The organism is Pseudomonas veronii (assembly GCF_001439695.1).
In the GTDB taxonomy this organism is placed as follows: Bacteria; Pseudomonadota; Gammaproteobacteria; order Pseudomonadales; family Pseudomonadaceae; genus Aquipseudomonas; species Aquipseudomonas veronii.
The window spans coordinates 106,458-131,598 of record NZ_JYLL01000002.1 but is presented as its reverse complement, the minus strand read 5'-3'; the positions used below and the strand labels follow the sequence as shown (position 1 = coordinate 131,598).

Below are 25,141 nucleotides of genomic sequence, written 5' to 3'. Positions count from 1 at the left end.
CTTCATGGATATCGGGATGATTCGTGGCCTGGGCACCGTTGTCGTGATGGTGGCCTTTATCGGCCTGGCGCTGTGGGTGTTCAGCCCCAAGCGCAAGTCGGAGTTTGACGACGCAACCATGCTGCCCTTTGCGGATGACCCCGAAGCCATCAAGCACGTCGAGCAAGCTTCTAGGAGTAACAAAGAATGACTACGTTCTGGAGTCTGTACGTCACAGTCCTCAGTCTGGGTACCATTTTCGCCCTGACCTGGCTGCTGCTGTCGACCCGCAAGGGCCAGCGCGCCGAGCAAACGGACGAGACTGTCGGCCACTCGTTCGACGGTATCGAGGAGTACGACAACCCACTGCCGAAATGGTGGTTCATGCTGTTCGTCGGCACCATCGTCTTCGCCCTCGGCTACCTGGTGCTATACCCCGGCCTGGGCAATTGGAAAGGCCTGCTGCCGGGCTACAACTACCTCGACAACGACAAGCAGACCGCCTTCGCCAACGGCCAGACCGGCTGGACCGGCGTGCATGAGTGGGAAAAGGAAATGGCCAGGTCGGACGCCAAGTTCGGGCCGATCTTCGCCAAATTCGCCGCGATGCCGATTGAAGAGGTTGCCAAAGACCCGCAGGCCCTGAAGATGGGCGGCCGTCTGTTTGCCTCCAACTGCTCGGTATGCCACGGTTCGGACGCCAAGGGAGCCTACGGCTTCCCTAACCTGACCGACGCCGACTGGCGCTGGGGCGGCGAGCCCGCGACCATCAAGGAAACCATCATGAAAGGCCGCCACGCGGTGATGCCGGCCTGGGCCGAAGTCATCGGCGAACAGGGCGTGGCCGACGTGGCGGGCTTCGTGGTGACCAACCTCGACGGCCGCAAACTGCCGGAAGGCGCCAAGGCCGATGTGGCCAACGGCGGGAAACTCTTCGCCGCCAACTGCGTGGCCTGCCACGGCCCGGCCGGTAAAGGCACGCCCGCCATGGGCGCACCCGACCTGACTCACCCGGGCGCGTTCATCTACGGTTCAAGCTTCGCCCAACTGCAGCAGACCATCCGTTACGGCCGCCAGGGCCAGATGCCTGCACAGGAATTACTGCAAGGGAACGACAAGGTGCATTTGCTGGCCGCATATGTTTACAGCTTGTCCCATGGGGATAAGAAGGCTCAAGAGCAGTAAGCTTCATCAGAAACACAAAAGCCCCGTACAGTACAAACTGGCGGGGCTTTTTTCTGGCAGCTATAACTGCCTCGCTCAGCAACTATCTAAGTTTTTCACGCACCTACTTGATAGTTGGAAGAGCTTGCTCGACATCACCGCGTGTAACCCTCGCACTCCTATATCCGAGTCCCAACTGCTCCAGCAGTTCAGGACGACCTAAGAGTTCACGTGCGAACATCTTTTTTTCTGAACCGGACGTCGACGAAGTTGCGACACTCTCCAACGTTGGTACTCCCAGCTCTTCGCGATAACTTTCGCTCAGGGGATCCAGATATCTAAAATCATTAAAATTATCAAAAAAGTACCTCCCAATATCCTTATCGTTCATGGTACTGAATCGTCCGTTTTCTTTTGCCTCAAAAGCACCCAGACTTTCTTGGGTGATCTTCCCATCTTGTTTATGCTCGCCAAATCCATCTAACTGTTCAAACAGGCGATTCCGCTCTAAAACCTCCCGTGCCAGTTGTGATTCGTAGATACTGTCACTGTTACCTTCAGGAGAATACGCTTTCTTCGCCAGCGACTCCCTGCTGATAACGCCCGGCTCACTCGGATCGGAAAATTTCTCAAAAGAAGTACGCAGAAGAAAAACCAAGCCTTCACTGGTGGAGGTTTTGAGATGATTTGTGGGAGCTGGAGTTATCGAAGGTGCCGAAGCGCGAGGCACTGTAACTACAGGACTATTAGAAACCCCGTTAATATTACTCATTAAAAACCTCAAGTAAATGACCACTTTTTATGTGCATATTATTTGTGGCACAAACGCCCGCTCCGTTCCTTTTCAACAAAAAAGCATCTGTATATAAATATTTCCTACAACCGCAGTAGCATTCAACCTACATCGATATATTTCGGAGATCGCACATTTTGGGGTATTTGACTCCTCATAATTTAGCGAGGGCTTTAGACGTAGAAATTGATCACATGCTGTACAGAGAACATGTCAAAGGCAGCCTCGGCAATAATTTTTGCCACTGCGATAGATCGCCAGAATGAAATACACCCACCGCTTGCTGCACCGGGCTTGCCACGCGCGGCACACCGGTAGTTACGTAGCTACATAGAGTCTAACGAAGGGAGGGCGATCCCATGACCATCACTACCATCTCAAGCCGCGAATTCAACCAAGACACAAGCGGTGCCAAAAAAGCCGCCCGCATAGGGCCGGTTTTTATCACCGATCGCGGCAAGCCTGCCCATGTACGTTGTGCACATCTGCATGTTCCTGACCGGGCCAATGAAATCGATGCGCTGATCGCCGCTACTGCTCTGGTTCATGGGTTAACCGTCGTTACGCGCAATGTCAGTGAATTCAAATCCAGCGGCGTTTCACTGATTAACCCATGGGACGAATGACCGCTCCACGCGCAAAAACCGTCCATACTTCACAAGTCAATTGATCCACGTCACCTACACCATCAATTGATTTCCCCCAACGCGACCAAAGGTCGCACCCTTTGCGCGTCATCGGGGGCGTATCATTACGCCACTGCAAGACCCTTCATTTGACCCCGACCGGCACGTACTGGCCGAGGCAAATCTCCACCGCCGTGGGATGCAATGATGAGCAACCAAATACCGGTACAAGACGTTACTCCACCTGCCAAAAACTCCAACAACGGTGTCGACCTCTACGCGTCGCGAGAGAAAATCTACACCCGCGCCTTCACGGGCCTGTTCCGCAACCTGCGCATGCTTGGCGGCGCCGGTCTGTTCCTGCTCTACTTCGGCACGGTGTGGCTGAACTGGGGTGGTCACCAGGCCGTGTGGTGGGACCTGCCGGAACGTAAGTTCTTCATTTTCGGTGCGACCTTCTGGCCCCAGGACTTCATCCTCCTCTCGGGCATCCTGATCGTCGCGGCCTTTGGCCTGTTCTTCATCACGGTGTACGCGGGGCGCATCTGGTGCGGGTATACCTGCCCGCAAAGCGTGTGGACGTGGATCTTCATGTGGTGCGAAAAAGTCACCGAAGGCGACCGTAACCAGCGCATCAAGCTGGACAAGGCGCCGATGGGCGCCAACAAGTTCCTGCGCAAGTTCAGCAAACACACGCTGTGGCTGCTGATCGGTTTTGTCACCGGCATGACCTTCGTCGGTTATTTCTCGCCGATCCGCGAACTGGTGTTCGACTTCTTCACCGGCCAGGCTGATGGCTGGTCGTATTTCTGGGTCGGTTTCTTCACCCTCGCCACCTACGGCAACGCCGGCTGGCTGCGCGAGCAGGTGTGCATCTACATGTGCCCCTATGCACGCTTCCAAAGCGTGATGTTCGACAAAGACACCCTGATCGTCTCCTACGACCCACGTCGTGGCGAAGTGCGTGGCCCGCGTAAAAAAGGCGCCGACTACAAAGCCCAGGGCCTCGGCGATTGCATCGATTGCACAATGTGCGTGCAGGTGTGCCCGACCGGCATCGACATCCGCGATGGCCTGCAGATCGAATGCATCGGCTGCGCCGCGTGTATCGACGCCTGCGACAACATCATGGACAAGATGGATTACCCGCGCGGCCTGATCAGCTACACCACCGAGCACAACCTGTCGGGGCAGAAAACCCACAAGCTGCGTCCGCGCCTGATCGGCTATGCGCTGGTATTGCTGGCGATGATGAGCCTGTTGGCCACGGCATTTTTCATGCGTCCGCTGGTGGGTTTCGACGTCAGCAAAGACCGTGTGCTGTACCGCGAAAACGCTGAAGGACGGATCGAGAACGTCTACAGCCTGAAAATCATGAACAAAGACCAGCGCGACCACACGTATGTGCTTGATGCTGCCGGGCTGCCGGACCTCAAGCTGCAAGGCCGCCGCGAAATCAAGGTGGCTGCCGGCGACATCGTCAGCATGCCGGTCGAACTGTCGAGTGCGCCGGAGCAATTGCCGTCGAGCACCAACGAGGTGAAATTCATCCTCAAGGATGCCGATGACGCCAGCGTCCACATTGAAGCCAAGAGCCGATTCATCGGCCCACAAGTTCGTTAACGAGAGAGCTGAACAATGCCCGTAGCCACTGCCGCAAGCCCCTGGTACAAGCACCTCTGGCCCTGGATCATCATTGGTATCCTGGCCTGCTCGGTGACCTTGACCTTGTCCATGGTGACCATTGCAGTGAACAACCCGGACAATCTGGTCAACGACAACTACTACGAGGCCGGCAAAGGCATCAACCGCTCCCTGGACCGCGAACGCCTGGCCCAGACCCTGCAACTGCGCGCCAAGGTGCATCTGGATGAGCTGACCGGTGAAGTCGAACTGCACCTCACCGGCTACAGCAACCCGAGCACCCTGGAACTGAACCTGATTTCGCCGACTCAGCCCGAGAAGGACCGCAAGATCAACCTGGCCCGCAGCGACAGCGAACCCGGTCGCTACATCGGCCAGGTCACCGACAAGGTCGAAGGTCGGCGCTTCGTCGAACTGCTCGGCGTGGAAGGCGACAGGACCTGGCGCTTGTTCGAAGAAGAACAGGTCAACCACGACAAGGACTTGCTGCTCGGGGATGAACCGCTGCAGGGTGCTGAAGACCTGAAGAAGTAAACAGGCTGCGCTTCACGCATCGCGGGCAAGCCCGCTCCCACATGGACACCGCGATCCACTGTGGGAGCGGGCTTGCCCGCGATGAGGCCCTACCCGCCACCAAAGATCTAACGCCATGACCACCCCAACCCCCTGCTACCACTGCGCCCTGCCCGTTCCACCCGGTAGCCGCTTCACCGCCGTGATCCTCGGCGAGCGCCGCGAACTCTGCTGCCCGGGCTGCCAGGCCGTGGCCGAAGCGATCGTGGCGGGCGGGTTGGAAAGCTATTACCAGCACCGCAGCGAAGCCTCGGCCAACCCCGAGGCACTGCCGGTGCAATTGGTCGACGAACTGGCGCTGTACGACCGCGCCGATGTGCAAAAACCCTTCGTGCGCCACGATGGCGAACTGGCCGAAGCCACGCTGTTGATGGAAGGCATCAGTTGCGCGGCCTGTGGCTGGCTGATCGAAAAACACCTGCGCAGCCTGCCCGCCGTGGCCGAGGCGCGCCTGAACCTGTCCAACCATCGCCTGCAGGTACGCTGGGCCGACGGGCAACTGCCGCTGAGCCAACTGCTCAGTGAGCTGCGCCATATCGGTTACGCCGCCCACCCCTATCAGGCAGATCGCGCCGCCGAGCAATTGGCCGGCGAAAACCGTCTGGCCTTGCGCCAACTCGGCGTTGCCGGGTTGCTGTGGTTCCAGGCGATGATGGCGACCATGGCCACCTGGCCGGAATTCAATATCGACCTCAGCGCCGAACTGCACGTCATCCTGCGCTGGGTCGCGATGTTTCTGACCACGCCCATCGTGTTCTACAGCTGTGCGCCGTTTTTCAAGGGCGCCATGCGCGACCTGCGCACCCGCCACCTGACCATGGACGTGTCGGTATCCCTGGCCATTGGCGGGGCTTACCTGGCCGGCATCTGGACCGCGATCACCGGCGTCGGTGAACTGTATTTCGATGCAGTGGGCATGTTCGCGCTGTTCCTGCTGGCCGGCCGCTACCTGGAGCGGCGGGCCCGCGAACGCACGGCCGCCGCTACCGCGCAGTTGGTCAACCTGCTGCCTGCCTCATGCCTGCGTTTGAACGCTGAAGGCCAGAGCGAACGCATCCTGCTCCCCGAGCTGGCCCTGGGCGACCGCGTGCTGGTTCATCCCGGTGCCGTGCTGCCGGCGGACGGGGTGATTCTCGACGGTCAGTCGAGCATCGACGAATCCCTGCTCACTGGCGAATACCTGCCGCAACCGCGTCAAGTCGGCGATGCGGTAACGGCCGGCACCCTCAACGTCGAGGGCGCGCTGACCGTCGAAGTGCGCGCCCTGGGCCACGACACGCGCCTGTCCGCCATCGTGCGCCTGCTGGAGCGGGCCCAGGCCGAGAAACCGCACCTGGCGCAAATCGCCGATCGCGCCGCACAGTGGTTCCTGCTCGGCTCGCTGGTCGCCGCCGTGCTGATCGGCCTGTTGTGGTGGCAGTTGGACGCGTCGCGGGCGTTCTGGATCGTCCTGGCAATGCTGGTGGCGACCTGCCCGTGCGCGCTGTCGCTGGCCACGCCGACCGCCCTGACGGCCGCCACCGGCACCCTGCACAAACTCGGCCTGCTGCTGACCCGCGGCCATGTGCTGGAAGGCCTGAACCAGATCGACACGGTGATTTTCGACAAGACCGGCACCCTCACCGAAGGGCGCCTGGCGCTGCGTGCGATCCGCCCCCTGGGAGCGTTGAACAGCGACCAGTGCCTGGGCCTCGCCGCCGCCCTGGAAAATCGCTCAGAACACCCGATCGCCCGTGCCTTCGGGCGCGCGCCCCTGGCCGCCGACGAAGTGCTCAGTTCCCCCGGCCTCGGCCTGGAAGGCTGGGTGGGCGAACGTCAACTGCGCATCGGCCAGCCGGGCTATGTGTGTGAACTCAGCGGCTGCCCGATCCCCGCCGCGCCGGATGAAGCCGGGCAATGGCTGCTGTTGGGCGACCGCGACGGCGCCCTCGCCTGGTTCGTCCTGGATGACCGCCTGCGCAGCGACGCCCCGGCCCTGCTGGCGGCCTGCAAGGCACGCGGTTGGCGCACGCTGCTGCTGTCGGGCGACAGTTCGCCGATGGTCGCCAGCGTCGCCGCCGAACTGGGCATCGACGAAGCCCACGGCGGCCTGCGCCCCGATGACAAGCTGCAAGTGCTGCAACAACTGCACAAGGAAGGGCGCAAAGTGCTGATGCTCGGCGATGGCGTGAACGATGTGCCGGTGCTGGCCGCCGCCGATATCAGCGTGGCCATGGGCTCGGCCACCGACCTGGCAAAAACCAGCGCCGACGCGGTGCTGCTGTCCAACCGCCTCGACGCCCTGGTGCAAGCGTTTACCTTGGCGCGGCGCACCCGTCGGGTGATCATGGAGAATCTGCTGTGGGCCGGGCTGTACAATGGCCTTATGCTGCCGTTTGCCGCGCTCGGCTGGATCACGCCGATCTGGGCCGCGGTCGGCATGTCCCTCAGTTCGTTGACCGTGGTGCTCAACGCCCTGCGCCTGACTCGCCTGCCGAGCGCGCCGACCGCCAGCACCCCCTCAGTAACCCGCCCGTTGCCGGCTTGAGCCGCGCGGGCATGGAGTGCAGATGCCAGCTTTATACGTGATGATTCCGGCGGCGCTGCTGATTGTGGCCATCGCCATCTACATCTTCTTCTGGGCGGTGGACAGCGGCCAGTACGACGACCTCGACGGCCCGGCCCACAGCGTGCTGTTCGACGATCAGGACCCAAACCACCTGGCCGCCGTCGACGAGGCCAACAGCCCCGAGCCCCCGGCCGACCCGAAAGATCCGCCCCATGCTTGATCTGGCGCCGCTGCTGGTCTCCGCGCTGATCCTTGGCCTGCTGGGGGGCGGCCATTGCCTGGGCATGTGCGGCGGCCTGATGGGTGCGCTGACCCTGGCGATCCCCAAGGAGCAACGCAGCCGCAGGTTCCGCCTGCTGCTCGCGTACAACCTGGGGCGCATCCTCAGCTACGCCACCGCCGGCCTGCTGATCGGCCTGGCCGGCTGGGCCGTGGCCAACAGCCCGGCGGCGATGTTCATGCGCGTGCTGGCCGGCCTGCTGCTGATCAGCATGGGCCTGTACCTGGCCGGCTGGTGGAGCGGCCTCACCCGCATCGAAAGCCTCGGTCGCGGCCTGTGGCGGCACATCCAGCCGGTTGCCAACCGTTTGCTGCCGGTGTCCAGCCTGCCCCGCGCCCTGCTGTTGGGCGCGCTGTGGGGCTGGTTGCCGTGCGGGTTGGTCTACAGCACCCTGCTGTGGGCCGCCAGCCAAGGCAATGCGCTGGACAGTGCGGTGCTGATGCTGGCGTTCGGCCTGGGTACCTGGCCAGTGCTGCTGGCGACCGGGCTGGCCGCCGAACGCGTCACGGCATTATTGCGCAAACGCAGTGTGCGTACCGCCGGCGGCGTGCTGGTGATTCTGTTCGGTATCTGGACCTTGCCCGGCCCCCATCAGCACTGGCTAATGGGCCACTAAAAGGCCATGTGGCATAGCGCCGCTCCCCGTTGACGCAAATCAAGATGCCATATCCGCCACGCCCCTAGACTCGGCCGACTAGTCTATCCGGGGGAACGCCCGCATGCTCGACGCCATTCGTTGGGACAGCAACCTGATTCATCGCTACGATTTGGCGGGGCCACGCTACACGTCCTACCCCACCGCAGTGCAATTCGACAGCCAGGTCGGCTCCTTCGACCTGCTCCACGCCCTGCGCGACAGCCGCAAGGCTGCACGCCCGTTGTCGCTGTATGTGCACGTGCCGTTCTGCGCCAACATCTGCTACTACTGCGCCTGCAACAAAGTCATCACCAAGGACCGCGGCCGCGCCCAGCCCTACCTGCAGCGCCTGGAACAAGAGATCCAACTGATCGCCTGCCACCTCGATCCGAAACAGACCGTGGAGCAGCTGCATTTCGGCGGTGGCACCCCGACTTTTCTCAGCCATGACGAACTGCGCCAGGTGATGGCCTGCCTGCGCAAGCATTTCAACCTGCTCGATGACGATTCCGGCGACTACAGCATCGAGATCGACCCGCGCGAAGCCGACTGGGCAACCATGGGCCTGCTGCGCGAGCTGGGCTTCAACCGCGTCAGTATCGGTCTGCAAGACCTCGACCCGGAAGTGCAACGGGCGGTCAATCGCCTGCAAAGCCTGGAAGAAACCCGCGCCGTGATCGATGCCGCGCGCACCTTGCAGTACCGCTCGATCAATATCGACCTGATCTACGGCCTGCCCAAACAAACCCCGATCAACTTCGCGCGCACCGTGGAAGAAGTGATCAAGTTGCAACCGGATCGCCTGTCGGTGTTCAACTACGCGCACTTGCCGGAACGCTTCATGCCTCAGCGGCGGATCAACGCCGATGACCTGCCGTCCCCGGCGGCAAAACTGCAGATGCTGCAAACCACCATCGAACAGTTGACCGACGCCGGCTACTGCTACATCGGCATGGACCACTTCGCGCTACCGGACGACGAATTGGCCATTGCCCAGGAAGAAGGCACCCTGCAACGCAACTTCCAGGGCTACACCACCCACGGCCATTGCGACCTGATCGGGCTCGGGGTGTCGGCCATCAGCCAGATCGGCGATCTGTATTGCCAGAACACCAGCGACCTCAATAGCTACCAGAACGCCCTGGCCGACGCGCAACTGGCGACCAACCGCGGCCTGGTCTGCACCACGGACGATCGGTTGCGGCGGGAAGTGATTCAGCAATTGATCTGTAATTTCAGCCTGACATTCGAGCAGATCGAACAGGCGTTCAATATCGATTTTCGCGGCTACTTCGACGAAATCTGGCCGCAACTCGAAACGATGGCCGACGACGGCCTGATCGAACTGGACGCACAAGGCATTCGCGTTCTACCGGCCGGGCGGCTGCTGGTGCGCTCGGTGTGCATGGTGTTCGATGCCTACCTGGAACATCAGAACCGGCAGCGCTTTTCGCGGGTGATCTGAAGGTTCTATGCCATCGCCAGGGAGGCCGCCTTCATGGCGTCTTCGCCGCTCAGGCCTTTCATGGCTTTGGCCAGCGAGGCTTGCGCGGTCACCAGGCTCGCCTGCAGTGCGCTGAGTGAGGCTTGCAGGTTGCTGGCCTTGACCCGCGCCTGGTCAGGCGTCAGGCTCGTGTCCGCCATCACTGCGGCCAGCTCGGCCTGTTTCTTGGCGATCTGCTCCTTGATCTGACGGATCATTTTCAGCGTCTGCTGAATGTTATCCGGCAGGCCACTCTCTTCGATATCGCTGTTGGCTTTCTTCGCGGTACCCGCCGCCTTCAACGCCGCTCCGGAAATAGTCACGGTCACGCCCTCGACCGCCTTGGCCGGACGCAGCGGCGCCGACGTGGCGTCCTCAAGTGCTTTGGCGGCCTTGGCTTCTTTAGCCTCCGCCACCAGGTCCTTGGGCTCGCGAACCGCCGGAACCGGCAGCTTGGCAGCAGAGTTTTCACCGATGGAAAGCATGATGTGAGCCTCCAGGCTCTAAGGGACACTGACTTGTATCGGCATCGATACAATAATCTTTATCCCGGCATCGGTTTTTCGTCCATGCTGGCCTCTTCTACCCACAGTGCGTTACCCTTATGTCTTATGTGTGTTTTCCCACAAGGATTTAAGAAATGTCCGAGCCCGTTAAGCTGCGCGCTAACAGCCAGGCCCATTGCAAGGATTGCAGCCTGGCCCCCCTCTGCTTACCACTTTCATTGAATCTGGAAGACATGGATGCGCTGGACGAAATCGTTAAACGTGGACGCCCACTGAAAAAAGGCGAGTTTCTATATCGCCAGGGCGACAAGTTCGATTCTGTCTATGCAGTACGTTCGGGTGCATTGAAGACCTTCAGCCTGAGCGACAGTGGCGAAGAGCAGATCACCGGCTTCCACCTGCCGAGCGAGCTGGTCGGGTTGTCGGGGATGGACACCGAGATTCATCCGGTGTCGGCTCAGGCACTGGAGACCACATCGGTGTGCGAAATTCCTTTCGAACGCCTGGACGAACTGGCCCTGCAACTGCCGCAGCTGCGCCGCCAACTGATGCGTGTCATGAGCCGCGAGATCCGGGACGACCAGCAAATGATGCTGCTGTTGTCGAAGAAAACCGCCGACGAGCGCATCGCCACCTTCCTGGTCAACCTGTCGGCGCGGTTCCGTGCCCGTGGTTTCTCGGCCAACCAGTTCCGCCTGAGCATGTCGCGCAATGAAATCGGCAATTACCTGGGCCTGGCGGTGGAAACCGTGTCCCGGGTATTTACCCGTTTCCAGCAGAACGAACTGCTTGCCGCCGAAGGCAAGGAAGTACACATCCTCGACCCGATCCAGCTGTGTGCGTTGGCGGGCGGCTCCCTGGAGGGCTGATCCAGACACTTGCGGCCGCGCCAATCGGCCAGGCCGCAAGGTATACTTCGAGTCCGTTTTCCGCCCCTGGACTCTGCGACGATGACCTTCGATTCGTTCGACATCAAATCCCTGATCCGCCCTGTCCTCGACTTCCCCAAGCCTGGGGTGATCTTTCGTGACATCACGCCGCTGTTCCAGTCGCCCAAGGCCCTGCGCCTGGTGGCCGACACCTTCGTCCACCGCTACGTCGAAGCCGATTTCAGCCATATCGGTGCGATGGATGCCCGGGGTTTCCTGATCGGCTCGATCATCGCCTACCAATTGAACAAACCGCTGATCCTGTTCCGCAAACAGGGCAAGCTGCCGGCCGACGTGTTGGCCGAGGGTTACCAGACCGAATACGGCGAAGCCTTCCTCGAAGTGCATGCCGACAGCCTGTGTGAAGGCGACTCGGTGCTGATCTTCGATGACCTGATCGCCACCGGCGGCACGCTGATCGCCGCAGCGAACCTGGTGCGGCGCATGGGCGCGAAGGTGTTCGAAGCGGCGGCGATTATCGACCTGCCGGAACTGGGTGGCACACAACGCCTGGAAGATATGGAGATTCCGACGTTTTGCCTGACGCAATTTGCGCTGAGCGAGCGTTGAGGATTATCACCGACACCACACAACCCATGTGGGAGCAAGCCCCCTCCCACACCTTGACCTGCCGCGTGGCTTAAAGCGCGATGGGTTTTCGACCGGCAAACGAATGCGCCAGGGTGCCGCCGTCCACCAACTCCAGTTCGCCACCCAGCGGCACACCGTGGGCGATACGCGACGTGACCAGGCCTTTGTTGCTCAGCAGTTGGGCGATGTAATGCGCGGTCGCTTCACCCTCCACGGTCGGGTTGGTGGCCAGGATCACTTCAGTAAACGTGCCCTGCGCTTCGATCCGCGCCACCAATTGCGGAATGCCGATGGCTTCCGGGCCCAGGCCGTCCAACGGCGACAGATGGCCTTTGAGCACGAAATAGCGCCCGCGATAACCGGTCTGTTCCACCGCGTACACGTCCATCGGCCCTTCCACCACGCATAACAGCGTGTCATCGCGACGCGGGTCGGCGCATTGCGGGCAGAGTTCTTCCTCGGTGAGGGTGCGGCACTGGCGACAGTGACCAACGCCCTCCATGGCCTGGCTCAAGGCCTGGGCCAACCGGGTGCCGCCGCTGCGATCACGCTCCAGCAGTTGCAGCGCCATGCGCTGGGCGGTTTTCTGGCCGACACCGGGCAAAGTGCGCAGGGCGTCGATCAGTTGGCGAATCAGGGGGCTGAAGCTCATGGGCGAAGGGTCCGACAAAACAACGAGACGCGGTTTATACCCGCGCCCCGGATTAGCGTCAAATGCTCAATCCTGCGCGACGCGCACCACCAACTTGCCGAAGTTGCGTCCTTCGAGCAAACCGATAAAGGCTTGAGGCGCGTGTTCCAGGCCGTCGACCATGTCTTCGCGGAACTTGATCTTGCCGTCGCGTACCCACGGCGCCATGGCGCTGAGGAATTCCGGCTGGCGATCGCCGTAGTCATCGAACACGATAAAGCCCTGGATACGCACGCGCTTGGTCAGCAAGGTGCGTTGCAGCGCCGGCAGTCGATCAGGGCCGCTGGGCGCTTCATGGGCGTTATAGCCGGCGATCAGCCCGCATAGCGGGATCCGCGCCTTGGGGTTGAGCAGCGGCAGCACGGCATCGAACACCTTGCCGCCGACGTTTTCAAAGTAAATATCCACGCCCTTGAAACAGGCCAGGGCCAATTCATCGGCGAAGTTCTCGCTTTTGTGATCGATGCAGGCATCAAAGCCCAGCTCATCCACCACGTAACGGCACTTGTCGGCCCCGCCCGCGACACCCACCACGCGCAGGCCCTTGAGCTTGGCCACCTGGCCCACCACCGAGCCCACCGCACCGGACGCGGCCGCCACCACCAGGGTTTCGCCGGCCTTGGGCTGGCCGATGTCCATCAGGCCCATGTAGGCGGTCATGCCCGGCATGCCCAGCACGCCCAATGCCATCGACGGGCTGGCCAGACCGTTGGGCACCGGCATCAGGTTGCGACCGTCGCTAATGCTGTGGCTTTGCCAGCCGGTGGAGCCGACCACCAGGTCGCCCGCTTCGAATTTCGGGTTGCGCGACTGCTCGATACGGCTGACAGCGCCACCCGTCATCACTTCGTCGATTTCCACCGGAGCGGCGTAGGACGGTGCATCACTCATGCGCCCGCGCATGTAGGGGTCGAGGGACAGGTACAGCGTCTTCAACAGAACTTGGCCGTCTGCCAGTTCCGGCAGGGTCACACGTTCGAGGCGGAAGTTTTCCGCAGTTGGCGCGCCGTGAGGGCGCGAGACCAGGACAATGCGCTGGTTAAGCATCGGTTCTTGAGGCATCGGGGGGCTCCGTTATCGAGGGTCGAATTCAATGGCATCAAGTGCAGACACTGGCCAAGGCACCGAGGTTCGACAAAGTTACCCTTGCGTAGCCGCTACGCAGGGGAAAACAGCCAAAAAAAAATGCCAGGCGCGATGCCTGGCATTCCAGTCTAGCTAAGGCTGGCCGATCAGAACGGCAGTTTCATGCCCGGTGGCAGTTGCATGCCAGCGGTCACGCCGGACATTTTGTCCTGGCTGTTGGCTTCGATCTTGCGCACTGCGTCATTGACGGCCGCGGCGAACAGATCCTCCAGCACTTCACGGTCGTCATCGCTGACGCCTTCGAGCAGGCTCGGGTCGATGCTCACGCGCTTGATGTCGTGACGACCGGTCATCACCACGCTGACCATATCGCCACCGGCTTTACCGGTGACTTCGGCGTTGGCCAGCTCTTCCTGCATCTTGGCCATCTTTTCCTGCATCTGCTGTGCCTGCTTCATCAGGCCGGCCATGCCACCTTTCATCATGGGAATCACCTCAAAAGTACGTGGATCAATAAGTAGCCCGGTGTCATGACGCCTGGGGCACCGGGGCTTCGACAGGTTCAATAGTATCGTGACGGACGACCGCGCCGAACTGTTGCATCAATTGTTGGATGAGCGGGTCACCGTGGATCGACTCCTCGGCCTCGCGCTGGCGATTGAGGCGTCGGCGGGTCGCGGCCTGGGCCGGGGTTTCCTGCTCGGGCTTGATCAACTCGATGGTGATGCTCAGCGTGCGCTCATGATACTGGTTGAGGGCATCGTTGAGCCGGCGCTGCTGGGTCGCGTTGAACAGGGCGCTGTGGGCCGGGTCCAGGTGCAGCAACCAGTGGTCGCCCTCGATGGCGATCAGGGTGCAGTTGGCGGCGATGCTGCCCGTCATGCCGGAAATCGGCAGTTTCGGGAACAGCTCCAGCCATTGCAGGGCCAGGCCGGTGGCCGGTGCGGCAGCGGGTTCCGCTTCGGGCTCGGGGGCCGGCTCGGCGGTGTGTTCGCTGGCCAGTTCGTCGAGGTAGCTGTAGGCCGAATCGATGTCCGGCTCGATGTAGTCTTCGTCCAGCGGCGGTTCGTCGTCCAGGTCGATGCCGGGCGTTGCGGCGTCCACCTGGGCGACGGTCGGCTCGGGGACGGGCGCACTGACCCATTCCGGCGCATCCGGTACCACGCTGTCCGGCATTGGCGTAGGCATCGGCGTCAGCTCGGGCTGCTCGCCGGCGGTTTCCAGCACGGGCTCCACGGCGGGCTGCAGCTCGACCTCGGGTTCAGCCTCTGCCGGGGCATTCCAGGGCAGGTCGACCACCGGGGCCGGTTCGGGCTCGACAACCGGCACCGGCGCGATCACCGGCGCGACAACCACCGGCTCAGGCACCGGCGCAACCGGCGCAGGCGCAGCAACCGCTGGCGCGACCACCGCCGCGCCAGCCACTGATTTGGCGGAATCAACTGTGGCCTGGCTGATCCCCACTGGCTTTAGCGGCTGTCTCGGCGCGTCCGTCGCGTCGGCGGGGCGGAAGGCCAGCATGCGCAGCAGGACCATTTCGAAGCCGCCACGCGGGTCTGGTGCGAGGGGCAAGTCGCGGCGACCGATCAGGCCCATCTGGTAGTAGAACTGCACGTCTTCGGCCGGCAACGCCTGGGCCAGGGCCAACACGCGGTCGCGGTCGCCGTGGCCGTTGTCGACGCCTTCGGGCAGGGCCTGGGCGATGGCGACGCGGTGCAGCACGTTGAGGATTTCCGAGAGCACACCGTTCCAGTCCGGGCCCTGTTCCGACAAGTGGCGCACGGCTTCGAGCAACGCCTTGGCGTCGCCTTCGATCAGCGCGTGCAGCACGTCGAACACCTGGCCGTGGTCGAGGGTGCCGAGCATGGCACGCACATCGGCGGCCATGACCTTGCCTTCACCAAAGGCAATGGCCTGGTCGGTGAGGCTCATGGCGTCACGCATCGAACCATCGGCGGCACGGCCGAGCAGCCACAGCGCGTCGTCTTCGAACGGTACGTTTTCGACACCCAGCACGTGGGTCAAGTGCTCGACCACGCGCTCGGGGGTCATGTTTTTCAGGGAGAACTGCAGGCACCGCGACAAAATCGTTGCAGGGAGTTTCTGCGGGTCGGTGGTCGCCAGGATGAATTTGACGTAGGGCGGCGGCTCTTCCAGGGTTTTCAACAATGCGTTGAACGAATGACTGGAAAGCATGTGGACTTCGTCGATCAGGTAGACCTTGAAGCGGCCACGGCTCGGCGCGTACTGCACGTTATCGAGCAGCTCGCGGGTGTCTTCGACCTTGGTGCGGCTCGCGGCGTCGATCTCGATCAGGTCGACGAAACGCCCTTCGTCGATCTCGCGGCATACCGAGCAGGTACCGCAGGGCGTCGAGGTGATGCCCGTCTCACAGTTCAGGCACTTGGCAATGATTCGGGCAATGGTAGTCTTGCCGACACCGCGAGTACCGGTAAACAGGTAGGCGTGGTGAAGCCGTTGGCTGTCCAAGGCATTGATCAGAGCCTTGAGCACATGGGTCTGGCCGACCATTTCGCGGAACGAGCGCGGGCGCCATTTACGTGCAAGAACCTGATAACTCATCGAAAACCGTCGCAACTGAGAAGCGGAAGCCGGTAATGCTAGCGGAGCAAGGGGGAAATTGCATCCGGCACGCTTGCCTTATCTGCCTAAGATTGCCTGAGCGGCCCCGAAAAGGCCTGAACCCGGAGAGTGTATGCGCGTAGTCCTGGGCGCCTTATGGATGCTCACCACCGCCAGCCTTGCGGCGCCCGCACCGTTGCGTTTCTCGGTTTCCGACAGTTGGGCGATGCCTATGGTGCAAGTGGAGGACGGCCAGCCCACCCAGGGTATTTTGTATGACCTGATGTCGAGCCTGGCCACCCAGGTCGGCCGCCCGGCCGAGTTCCACGTACTGGCGCGGGCGCGCATTGCCGCGGCCATGGCCCATGGCGACATCGATGTGCGCTGTTATGTCGCCCAGGCCTGGCTCGACAACCTGTCTGGCGACTACCTCTGGAGCCTGCCGTTGCTGGTCCAGCGCAACGTATTGGTCAGCGTCCGCAACCAGCCGGTGCAATTGGCCCGGCTGGCGCCGCAGTCGATCGGAACGGTGCTCAATTATCGCTACCCCACGCTCGACCCATTGTTCGCCAAAGGCCAACTGAGGCGCGACGACGCCCGCAGCGAAGAACAAGTCCTGCACAAACTGGTGGCCGGGCGCTTCAAGTATGCGGTGAGCAATGAATGGATCGTCGACCGCTTCAACCAGCACCTGCCGATGGAACAGCGACTGCACAAAGTCGCCGTCATCGAGGAGCAAAGCCTGGGCTGCGCCGTGCGCAACGACCCGGACCTGCCGGTGCAACAAATCCTGCGCACCCTGCTGCGGATGAAGATGTCAGGCGAAATCGACGACATCATCCAGCTGTACACCGGCGAAAACGCCGTGCCCCTGCACGCTCCTGACAAGAACTGACAGCGCCGCCTTTTAGACTGGGCTCAACCACCCCGTCCTCAAGGAGCCTCCATGAACGCCGTCGCCCAATACTTCCTGCTGTATGTCGACAGCCCCGCCACCAGCGCCAACTTCTACAGCCGCCTGCTGGACAAGCCACCGGTTGAATTGAACCCGACCTTCGCCCTGTTCATTCTCGATAATGGCGTCAAGCTCGGCCTGTGGTCGCGCCACAGCGTAGAGCCGGCCACCCAGGTCACGGGCGGTGGCGGCGAATTGGGTTTCCCCCTGCCCGACAACGCCGCCGTGGATGCCCTGCATGCCCAATGGCTGGCGCGGGGCGCCACGATCATCCAGTCACCGACCGTCCTGGACTTTGGCTACACCTTTGTCGCCCAGGACCTCGACGGTCATCGGTTGCGCGCGTTCTGCATGAGCAACTGAGCCGCGCCGCCAACGGCCTTCCAGGCTGATGGCCGCCACACTGGCGAGCACGATCATCGCGCCGAGCATCACCTGCCCGGCGACGTGCTCGCCCAGCAATATCGCCGCCATCGCCATGGCCACCGGCGGAATCAAGTACATCGCCACCGATGCACGGCTGACCTCAACATGCTTCAACACATAAGCCCAGGCCAGGTACGCCAAGGCACTGGGGAAAATGCCCAGCACCAGCACCGCCAGGTTTTCCGGCCAGGGCGCCTGCGCCACGGCGGCGGGCAGGCCTGGCAGGTTCACGCAGAGCATCAAGGTGCCCGACCACACCATGTAGCACGCCAGGGTCAGCGGGCTGTAGCGGTGGGCATAGTGTTTCTGGATGGCGAAATACACGCTCCATGACACCGCCGCCAGCAGGATCAAGAGGCCACGCGGGTCGATGTCGCCCACGCCCTGCTCACCCCAGATCACCACCAGCACGCCAAGCAACCCCAGCAATACACAGCTCCAGCGCCAGACGCTGACCCGCTCCCTCAAGCCAAAAAACGCGATCAGCACACTGAACAGCGGCGCCGACTGCGCCAACACACTGGACGCCGCCGCCGTGACCCATTGCTGCCCATAGTTGAGGCAAGTGTGATGCAGGAACACCCCGAAAAAACCCAGCACCAGCAACCACGGCACATCTCGCAGGCGCGGCCGACCGATATCCAGCACCAACGCGACGCCGCCCATAAACACCGAGGCAATCAAAAACCGCAGCAACGCCAGTTGACCCGGACTGTAGCTGCGCAGCCCCATGTGTACGCCAATCGGCGAATAGGCCCAGCAGAGGATCACGCTGGCGATGACTAGCGTAAGCTTTAGGCGTGACGGGGAATTCATCAACGGCATCCAGAAACAGAGAAGGAATGCCGCCAGTCTTGGCCGGGTCACGCCGTAGGACAATTAAGCGTTTCTGACTTCTGAAATCAGTGGAACTGAGCAATGGAAATGGCCCAACTGAAGATGGTGCGAGCCGTGGCGCAAACCGGCAGCGTGGCTCAGGCCGCGGCGCAATTGCATTGCGTGCCGTCGAACATCACCACGCGCATCAAACAGCTGGAAAGCGAATTGGGCACGCCACTGTTCATCCGTGCCGGACGCGGGCTGGCGATCAGCGCCGCCGGTGAAATCTTCCTCGATTACTGCGAGCGCATCCTGGCCCTGGTGGACGAATCCAAACGCGCGGTGGACGCCAACGCTATCCCGCGGGGCACCTTGCGGATCGGCGCAGTGGAGTCCAGCGCCAGCGGCCGCCTGCCACCGCTGCTGGCGGAATACCATCGACGCTACCCCGACGTCAGCCTCGAACTGGTGACCGGCGCCTGGGGCCAACTGCTCGACGACCTGCAACACCACCGCCTGGACGTGGCGCTGGTGGCCGCCGGCAACAAACGCTCCAAGCTCGAAAACAGCGTGGTCTACAGCGAACGCCTGGTGCTGATCGCCAGCGCCTGCAGCGCACCGATCAAGCGTGCCGAGGACCTGGCAGGGCGTACCCTGCTCGTCTGGCCGCCTGGCTGCCCTTATCGCGCCGCCTTGGAAAACTGGGTCAAGCCCCATGACTTCAAGCCGACCATCGCCAGCTATGCCAGTTGGGGCACGATCATCGGCTGCGTCAACGCGGGGATCGGCGTGGCGCTGGCGCCGGAGGGCATTCTGGCGCGCTATGAGCAGGCCAATCAGCTGGCGTCATACCGGTTCGAAGAACTGGCGGCCGTGGATAACCTGCTGTTCTGGCACAAGGACACCCAGCGACATCTGGCCCGTGATGCATTCGCAGGGCTGCTGCGCGAAACCTTCGGCCAACCCTGAGCGAACATCAGCTTTTCGGGGCAGCCAATCGCGCGTACTGATCCTGGCTGATCCAGCCGATGAACGACCGATCCTGAGCATTGACGAACTCGACCTGGGCCCAGCCGTCCTTGAACGCCAGCACGCCGACCACATCCCCTTTGACGATATACGCACGCTTGGCCGCCTTGGCGCCCGGGGTCCTCAGCAAGTAGGCCTTGTCGGCGGACACGGTCACCAGGCCGATCCATGGCTTGTTGGCAGTCTGGCTCAGGTCCAGGCCGGTGGCGATTTCCGGCATCAACACACTGATGCAACCGGGATGCTGACGACCCTGTTCGACGGTCAGGGTCACGCCGTCGGACGAAGGCGCCACGCTGCCGGGGTAGGCATCGTCAAGCCAGGTGGTCAACGCGTCGGGCTGGCCCTGCAGGTAGAATGCGCAACCACGGGTCACGCCCTCGCCCAGTTCTTCGGCGTAGAAACCTTCGACCTGATGCTCGGGCGTCACCGCCAGCATCAACCCTTCGTACTTGCCCGAATGCAACACAGCGGAACCGGCGAATACCGGCGCCACGGCACACCACGACAACACACCCATCGCGAGATAACGGATCATCTTATTTTTTCCTCTCAAGTGCGTCGTAGGCTTTTTTCATGAGGTCATCATAGTTGCCGTAGTCCTCGCCGTTATAGTTACGGGCCATGGCGGTAAAGTCTTTGGCTTTCATGGCTTTCATCAATGCCGGGCTGTGGCTGCACAAGGCGAGGAAAGCCTTTAGTTGATTACCGGCATTAACTTTTAATGCGGCAACGAACTCAAATACGCTTGTGTAACCGCATGCCGCGAAATTGAACCCCATGATCTGAAACATGCCCCATGACGCCGACATCAAGGCAGCTTCCTGATTCAGCGCAAATGCGGTGGCCATGGTTTCCCAGGCCTTGATCTGATCCTTGTTATTGACCTGCCACTGCGGCCCGGCCTTTCTGACGTAGGGGTACGACAGCAACGGGTGCGCCTGGTCGTAGATACGCTTGGTGTACTTGCGAAACTGGTGCCCCTCAAAGGCGATCACCGGCAACTTGGCCGGGCCGAACCCGGAACGCCCACCCGATTCCACGGTGGCGAAGGCCCTGATGATATTGACGGAAATACCATTGCCCAACTGCGTAGCGGCGTTCTGGAAGTCGCTATCGCTCAGGGTAATGCCCCCGTCGCACGTGGCCTGAAGTATCAACTGCCGATTGCGCCGCTCGGCCTCGACCATCGCGCGCATGCGGTCCAGGTACACATTGACCGTGGCCTGTACCGCATCGCCGCTGTTGTTGCCGAACACATTGAGAAAGCTCGGGATACGCATCGTCGGGAAGGCCTTCACCGGCACCTTCACCGCTTCCTCGATCAGGCTGTTGAACGTGCGGCCGGTGGGGTCGATCACGCCATCGGGATGGGCGTACTTGAGATGACGGAACTGATACTGGCTGATGCACTGCACCAATTGGCCGTCGCACTTGCCGTTTTCAGCCAACGGAAACCCCATCTTGGGGATGATCAAATTGAATAAATACTGAATGCACTGAACATCGGCGGGCAAGTTACGGGCTTTACCGCGCGCGCCAACTGAAGCACTGATAAGACGGGGTAACCCTTGCAGGCTTTTCATCACAGACATCCTTGTTAGTTAAAGAAGTGATAGCACTTCAATATCAAATCAGCACCATTGTCATACTCTGAAACAAGTGGCCGGCGGAAACTAACAAGGTGCTTTGAGGTTGTCCAGCAGGGCTTTTAAAAGGTGTGAATTGGCTGTCGAACGATGGATAGCGGTTGGAATTATCTTCCGCCGATTATCTACCACCCTCAGGAACGCCCAGGATGCGAGGGAGTCATCCCCGCCAGCTTTACATAGCGCTTTCGTCATTTCTCTTTAGTATGCTGTACCCCCCCGGAATGCAGAGGGATAGATCCTATGCCTGGCCAGAGAATGAAATCGGAGAAACGACTGTGAGGCTCGACAAACTGCGCGTGCAGAATTACCGCTGCTTTGGAGAGTTCGAGATCGACTTCGACCCTCATCTGACCATATTGATTGCTTCCAACGGAGGCGGTAAAACCACCATTCTGGATGCTGCGCGAGTTGCTCTATGGCCTTTTGTAAAGGGTTTTGACCTCGGTAGCCAGACCGGAAAATCCGCGACAATTCAAATCGACGACGTGCGCCTTGCACACCTTGCCAGCGGCAACATGGAGCCTCAAATTGCCAGCGTCATCGAGGCCTGGGGTCCGTGGGGACCAGACGAACTTGAAAACAATTGGTTGCAGCAGCGCACAAGCTTGAAGAAGTCGACCAATACCCTTGGCGACACAGGCTCGAAAGCACTGACTGGATACAGCAAGTCTCTTCAGGAAAAAGTACGTCGCGATGAGCCCGTCGTGTTGCCGCTGATAACTTACTTAGGGACGTCCCGACTCTGGTTCGAGGGCCGTTTCACCTCCGCAGCGGCTCAAACTACTCTCGACAAAACTGAGTACTCTAGAACCTCAGGCTATCTGAATTGCCTCTCCTACTCTTCGAGCTTCAAAACTTTCACAGCATGGTATGGCTGGATCTATCGCAGCTATCGGGAAGCACAGGTGATCGCCCTCGAGCGCAACGCAGAGCTGTCCGACCTAGGCATTCGCTTCGGACAGATCATCAGGTCCGTAAAAGAAGCCATTGACCGATTGATACAAGGCCCGACCGGCTGGCACAGCCTGGAATACAGTGAGAGCCATCAACAGCAACTGATCATGCATCACCCGGAACAAGGCATATTACCTGTAGAGATGCTGAGCGATGGACTGCGCAACGCCATTGCCATGGTTGCTGACCTTGCCTTTCGGGCCTGCAAGCTCAATCCGCACTTAGGGGACCAGGCCCCCTCACAAACGCCCGGTATCGCCTTGATCGACGAAGTGGATATGTTTCTCCACCCTCACTGGCAACAGACAATCCTAGGGTCATTACGAGCCGCTTTCCCAGCCATGCAATTCATTGTGACCACTCATAGCCCACAAGTATTGAGTACTGTGCGGCGCGAAAACATTCGAGTGATTGGCAAGGATGTGCATGGCAACTTGATCGCCTCTCCTCCACTGGCAATGACCTACGGTGAACCCAGCAGCAGTGTTTTACATAGCGTCATGCAGGTAGATCCGCAGCCACCCGTTATTGAAAAGCCCGAGTTGTTGCAACTCACCGAATGGGTGGACAAGGGGCGCTATGACGAGCAACCCGCAGTTGAATTGATGGAACGGCTGACAGCAGCACTGAGTGAACAGCATCCCCAACTGCAACGCCTACAGCGCAGCATCAAGCGGCAGCGGGCGCTTAAAAGATGAGGGCTATTCACAAGCGAGGCAACGGCCCTTATCAATTGAACAACTCACATGCAAATCCCCCCATCACAGCCAAAGCGGCGACGAGTCGCTGGGCGGGGTTCGGCTCTAAACAGCAAGTGCTTGGTTACCTGTTAGAGGAGCAATATGGCCTGTGTTGCTACAGTGAGATTCGACCCGATCTGATCGGACTAGGGTTGCATATAGAGCACGTCGAAAACAAAAGTCAGAATCCCCAACGCACATTCGATTACAGCAACCTGGCCGCCTCATCCTTGGATAGCGAGACCGATCTGCACACGTTCAAAGGCCAGGCGTCAGAGGTATTTGGCGGACATGCGCTTGGAAAATCGAGCGCAGTCGATATCAATCGCTTTGTGTCCTGTCATCAATCCGATTGCAGCCGCTTCTTCGCGTACCTGTCCGATGGGCGCATAGTGGCCGCTGACGGACTGTCCGCACAAGAGAAGGACCGAGCCAAATACACCATTGACCTGCTCAATCTGAATAGCCCCTTTCTTCAGGAGTTGCGGTATCAGTGGTGGAGCGAATTGGAAGCGCTTTTCAACGAACATATTGATCAGGATATGAGCCTGCACTGCCTTGCAGGCATTGACCTTGCACCGAGAGGAACACAACTGAGCCCGTTCTTCAGCATCACACGAAACTTTTTTGGCAACATTGCTGAAGAGGTGCTGGAACAGGAAGCTCCTGATTTGAAGTAATCGAGGCCAGTAACTCAGTCAACGACTCCGGCATCAGTAGAACGCGATAAAACTCCACCTCCCTGTATCTTCCCTCATCGTCAGTACGCAACGATTGCCGGGGTGATCCACTTTTGACTCAGGCACTCCCAGCCCTGTCGTTGAAGCGAAGCCCGATATTGGATAGTTTCCCGTTAGCACATTTTGAAAATAGTGAAGTGTCCGTCACGCACTGCGCAATAAAACCTGGCAGATGACGAATCAAAGTTTTTGATTGGAAGCAGAAGGAGGTTACTACAAGGAGGAGCGTTATGGAGGCAACCCCACCAGCCACACCCCGGCACACAATGTTCCCGCTGTGGCTGCTGCCTTCCGGCTCTGACCAGGTTCACGGGTAATCGTTGCGGGGGGACCGATGGGGTCACCATAACGACGCTGGCCTCTCGGCAAGCCGCGCCATTGTACCGATCTGATCGGAAGTTACAACCGTTAGTGCGGGATTAAAAAATGAAGAGGTTCAAGCACTTGCCCTAACCGCCCGGATCTCTCCTTCATGCCTGTGCCTGCAGGGCCTCATCCGCCCTGCCGCCCTCTTCCTGGATGACCAGGTGAATGAAGTGCAGCTTGGCGATCACTGCCGGTGGCAGTACGAAGGGGTAGAAATCCGGCTGGCCCATGGCGCGGGACAGTTCGTTGAGCATGCCGGCCAGTTCGATCCAGGCGTTGACGAATGACAGGAACGCCGCGCCGCCGGGGTGTTCGGGGTCGTAGAGGGTGGTGCGGGGGAACGGCTGGTAATCCAGGTCCATTTCGCGGGCGCTCATGCCGAAGCCCAGGGCGGTGTCGACGGCGTCCATCATGTGCAGGTAATGCGCCCAGGTTTCGGCCCAGTCTTCCCAGGGGTGCATGGTGGCGTAGGCGCTGACGCAGGTGTGGTGCCAATCCGCGCGCGGGCCGTTCTGGTAGTGCTGGTCGAGGGCGTCGGCGTAACTGGCGCGTTCGTCGCCGAACAGGTGGCGAAACGCTGGAAGCCAGTGGCTGTTGGCGATCAGCCGATCCCAATAGTAATGGCCGACTTCATGGCGAAAGTGGCCGAGCAAGGTGCGGTACGGCTCGCGCATCTGCACGCGGATTTTTTCGCGGTGGGCGTCGTCGGCTTCCTTGATGTCGAGGGTGATCAGGCCGTTGGCATGGCCGGTGGTCGGCGCATTGCCTTCCAGGTCGATGCCGACGAAGTCGAAGGCCAGGCCGTTGTCTTCGTCGACGCTTTTGGGCACGACCTGCAGGCCCAGGCTGATCAGTTGCGCCACCAGCCGGCGCTTGGCGGTCTCGACCTTGCCCCAGCGCTCGGGGTTTTCTGCGATCGACAGGTCGGGAATGGTGCGATTCAGGCTGCACGCCACGCACAGCGCGGCGGTGCTGTGGGCGGGAATCAGCCAGTTGCAGGCGGCCGGGCTGTCGAGGTTGGCGCAGCGGCGGAAAGCGCCGGCGTCGGGGTTGTCGTCCAGCAGCCAAGTGTCGGCGACCGGGCCCGCGTGCAATGAAGACAGGCGGCTTTGTTGCGGTGGGTAGCCGAGCAGCGCCGAGCAGGCCAGGCATTGGCTGTTGCGAAAGAACAGCGACTGGCCACACCGGCACTGCCAGACCTTGCTGTTGCGCGAGGATTCGGCCGTGAACGGTGCGGCGATGCGCGAACTGAGTTGCTCGAAGAAGCGGTACATGGCGATCTCTCCCGGGGTGACGAAGACTAGATCATTTCGCGCCCGGGATCGTTCCACTTTCTTCGAAGGGCCG

The 25,141-nt window shown here is 60.7% G+C and carries 26 protein-coding genes and 1 other RNA gene; 16 read left to right on the top strand and 11 right to left on the bottom strand.

The features are described from left to right. Positions 1–4 precede the first annotated feature (4 nt). Together TU80_RS03100 and ccoP are read left to right on the top strand one after the other, a co-directional pair. Positions 5–190: a CcoQ/FixQ family Cbb3-type cytochrome c oxidase assembly chaperone gene (locus TU80_RS03100; RefSeq protein WP_016775513.1), complete on the top strand. Its 186-nt coding sequence runs from the start codon at positions 5–7 to the stop codon at positions 188–190. Further along, positions 187–1,164 carry a cytochrome-c oxidase, cbb3-type subunit III gene (ccoP, locus tag TU80_RS03095; protein ID WP_017845257.1) on the top strand — a complete coding sequence of 326 codons (978 nt, stop codon included), beginning with the start codon at positions 187–189 and terminating at the stop codon, positions 1,162–1,164. Before TU80_RS03100 ends, ccoP begins: the two co-directional genes overlap by 4 nt. Positions 1,165–1,267: 103 nt before the next feature. On the opposite strand, the gene TU80_RS03090 is transcribed toward ccoP, so the two are convergent. Next, positions 1,268–1,915, bottom strand: a complete 648-nt coding sequence (locus TU80_RS03090; RefSeq protein WP_143041265.1) for a hypothetical protein — start codon at positions 1,913–1,915, stop codon at positions 1,268–1,270. Between the two features lie 380 nt (positions 1,916–2,295). Between TU80_RS03090 and TU80_RS33780 the strand changes: the two genes are divergently transcribed. From TU80_RS33780 to hemN, 7 genes are all read left to right on the top strand, one after another. Beyond that, complete coding sequence (locus TU80_RS33780) at positions 2,296–2,562, top strand: PIN domain-containing protein (RefSeq protein ID WP_315968195.1); 267 nt, start codon at positions 2,296–2,298, stop codon at positions 2,560–2,562. 207 nt (positions 2,563–2,769) lie between these two features. Then, positions 2,770–4,185, top strand: coding sequence for a cytochrome c oxidase accessory protein CcoG (ccoG, locus tag TU80_RS03085; RefSeq protein ID WP_057003825.1), 1,416 nt, complete (start codon positions 2,770–2,772; stop codon positions 4,183–4,185). A 15-nt stretch (positions 4,186–4,200) separates the two neighbouring features. After that, entirely contained in the window at positions 4,201–4,740 is a 540-nt protein-coding gene (locus tag TU80_RS03080) for a FixH family protein (protein ID WP_017845255.1), read from the top strand. A 115-nt stretch (positions 4,741–4,855) separates the two neighbouring features. After that, a complete protein-coding gene (locus TU80_RS03075; RefSeq protein WP_017845254.1) occupies positions 4,856–7,306 on the top strand; it encodes a heavy metal translocating P-type ATPase in 2,451 nt (816 codons plus the stop codon). A gap of 22 nt (positions 7,307–7,328) precedes the next feature. After that, the gene (ccoS, locus tag TU80_RS03070; RefSeq protein ID WP_057003824.1) at positions 7,329–7,547 is read left to right on the top strand and encodes a cbb3-type cytochrome oxidase assembly protein CcoS; all 219 of its coding nucleotides are present in this window, start codon (positions 7,329–7,331) and stop codon (positions 7,545–7,547) included. Then, on the top strand, positions 7,540–8,223 hold the full coding sequence (locus TU80_RS03065) for a sulfite exporter TauE/SafE family protein (protein WP_046382455.1): 684 nt from the start codon (positions 7,540–7,542) through the stop codon (positions 8,221–8,223). The genes ccoS and TU80_RS03065 overlap by 8 nt, the downstream gene beginning before the upstream one ends. Positions 8,224–8,326: 103 nt before the next feature. After that, positions 8,327–9,709, top strand: coding sequence for an oxygen-independent coproporphyrinogen III oxidase (gene hemN / locus TU80_RS03060; protein ID WP_046382454.1), 1,383 nt, complete (start codon positions 8,327–8,329; stop codon positions 9,707–9,709). A 5-nt stretch (positions 9,710–9,714) separates the two neighbouring features. Here hemN and TU80_RS03055 read toward each other — a convergent pair whose 3' ends face one another. Then, complete coding sequence (locus TU80_RS03055; protein WP_079444494.1) at positions 9,715–10,212, bottom strand: hypothetical protein; 498 nt, start codon at positions 10,210–10,212, stop codon at positions 9,715–9,717. A gap of 155 nt (positions 10,213–10,367) precedes the next feature. Here TU80_RS03055 and fnr point away from each other — a divergent pair, with 155 nt between their 5' ends. Beyond that, positions 10,368–11,102: a fumarate/nitrate reduction transcriptional regulator Fnr gene (fnr, locus tag TU80_RS03050; protein ID WP_017845249.1), complete on the top strand. Its 735-nt coding sequence runs from the start codon at positions 10,368–10,370 to the stop codon at positions 11,100–11,102. 81 nt (positions 11,103–11,183) lie between these two features. Then, a complete protein-coding gene (locus tag TU80_RS03045) occupies positions 11,184–11,732 on the top strand; it encodes an adenine phosphoribosyltransferase (RefSeq protein ID WP_057003823.1) in 549 nt (182 codons plus the stop codon). Between the two features lie 70 nt (positions 11,733–11,802). On the opposite strand, the gene recR is transcribed toward TU80_RS03045, so the two are convergent. The 4 genes from recR to dnaX all read right to left on the bottom strand — a co-directional run bounded on the left by recR (position 11,803) and on the right by dnaX (position 16,113). Next, on the bottom strand, positions 11,803–12,405 hold the full coding sequence (gene recR, locus TU80_RS03040; protein ID WP_017845247.1) for a recombination mediator RecR: 603 nt from the start codon (positions 12,403–12,405) through the stop codon (positions 11,803–11,805). A gap of 66 nt (positions 12,406–12,471) precedes the next feature. Continuing rightward, positions 12,472–13,506 carry an NADP-dependent oxidoreductase gene (locus tag TU80_RS03035; RefSeq protein WP_046382453.1) on the bottom strand — a complete coding sequence of 345 codons (1,035 nt, stop codon included), beginning with the start codon at positions 13,504–13,506 and terminating at the stop codon, positions 12,472–12,474. Positions 13,507–13,676: 170 nt separating this feature from the next. Continuing rightward, positions 13,677–14,015, bottom strand: a complete 339-nt coding sequence (locus TU80_RS03030; protein WP_017527493.1) for a YbaB/EbfC family nucleoid-associated protein — start codon at positions 14,013–14,015, stop codon at positions 13,677–13,679. A 43-nt stretch (positions 14,016–14,058) separates the two neighbouring features. Continuing rightward, on the bottom strand, positions 14,059–16,113 hold the full coding sequence (gene dnaX / locus TU80_RS03025) for a DNA polymerase III subunit gamma/tau (RefSeq protein ID WP_046489423.1): 2,055 nt from the start codon (positions 16,111–16,113) through the stop codon (positions 14,059–14,061). A gap of 133 nt (positions 16,114–16,246) precedes the next feature. Between dnaX and TU80_RS03020 the strand changes: the two genes are divergently transcribed. Continuing rightward, a complete protein-coding gene (locus tag TU80_RS03020; protein WP_057003822.1) occupies positions 16,247–17,008 on the top strand; it encodes a substrate-binding periplasmic protein in 762 nt (253 codons plus the stop codon). 51 nt (positions 17,009–17,059) lie between these two features. Further along, on the top strand, positions 17,060–17,431 hold the full coding sequence (locus TU80_RS03015; protein ID WP_057003821.1) for a VOC family protein: 372 nt from the start codon (positions 17,060–17,062) through the stop codon (positions 17,429–17,431). Here the strand turns inward: TU80_RS03015 and TU80_RS03010 are convergent. After that, entirely contained in the window at positions 17,345–18,310 is a 966-nt protein-coding gene (locus TU80_RS03010) for a DMT family transporter (protein WP_057003820.1), read from the bottom strand. The genes TU80_RS03015 and TU80_RS03010 overlap by 87 nt on opposite strands. A gap of 102 nt (positions 18,311–18,412) precedes the next feature. Between TU80_RS03010 and TU80_RS03005 the strand changes: the two genes are divergently transcribed. Continuing rightward, positions 18,413–19,282 (top strand): LysR family transcriptional regulator, encoded by an 870-nt coding sequence (locus TU80_RS03005; RefSeq protein ID WP_057003819.1) that lies wholly within the window; start codon positions 18,413–18,415, stop codon positions 19,280–19,282. A gap of 7 nt (positions 19,283–19,289) precedes the next feature. On the opposite strand, the gene TU80_RS03000 is transcribed toward TU80_RS03005, so the two are convergent. Both TU80_RS03000 and TU80_RS02995 read right to left on the bottom strand, forming a co-directional pair. After that, complete coding sequence (locus tag TU80_RS03000; protein ID WP_057003818.1) at positions 19,290–19,880, bottom strand: SH3 domain-containing protein; 591 nt, start codon at positions 19,878–19,880, stop codon at positions 19,290–19,292. Position 19,881: 1 nt separating this feature from the next. Further along, a complete protein-coding gene (locus TU80_RS02995; protein ID WP_057003817.1) occupies positions 19,882–20,928 on the bottom strand; it encodes an N-acetylmuramidase family protein in 1,047 nt (348 codons plus the stop codon). Between the two features lie 341 nt (positions 20,929–21,269). Between TU80_RS02995 and TU80_RS02990 the strand changes: the two genes are divergently transcribed. Both TU80_RS02990 and TU80_RS02985 read left to right on the top strand, forming a co-directional pair. Beyond that, positions 21,270–22,646 (top strand): AAA family ATPase, encoded by a 1,377-nt coding sequence (locus tag TU80_RS02990; RefSeq protein WP_267907257.1) that lies wholly within the window; start codon positions 21,270–21,272, stop codon positions 22,644–22,646. Further along, complete coding sequence (locus TU80_RS02985) at positions 22,643–23,368, top strand: retron system putative HNH endonuclease (protein WP_234427216.1); 726 nt, start codon at positions 22,643–22,645, stop codon at positions 23,366–23,368. The genes TU80_RS02990 and TU80_RS02985 overlap by 4 nt, the downstream gene beginning before the upstream one ends. A 300-nt stretch (positions 23,369–23,668) precedes the next feature. Here the strand turns inward: TU80_RS02985 and ffs are convergent. Continuing rightward, an RNA gene (ffs, locus tag TU80_RS31260) (signal recognition particle sRNA small type) lies at positions 23,669–23,765 on the bottom strand. 133 nt (positions 23,766–23,898) lie between these two features. Next, a complete protein-coding gene (locus TU80_RS02980) occupies positions 23,899–25,068 on the bottom strand; it encodes a zinc-binding metallopeptidase family protein (protein WP_057003816.1) in 1,170 nt (389 codons plus the stop codon). Positions 25,069–25,141 lie beyond the last annotated feature (73 nt).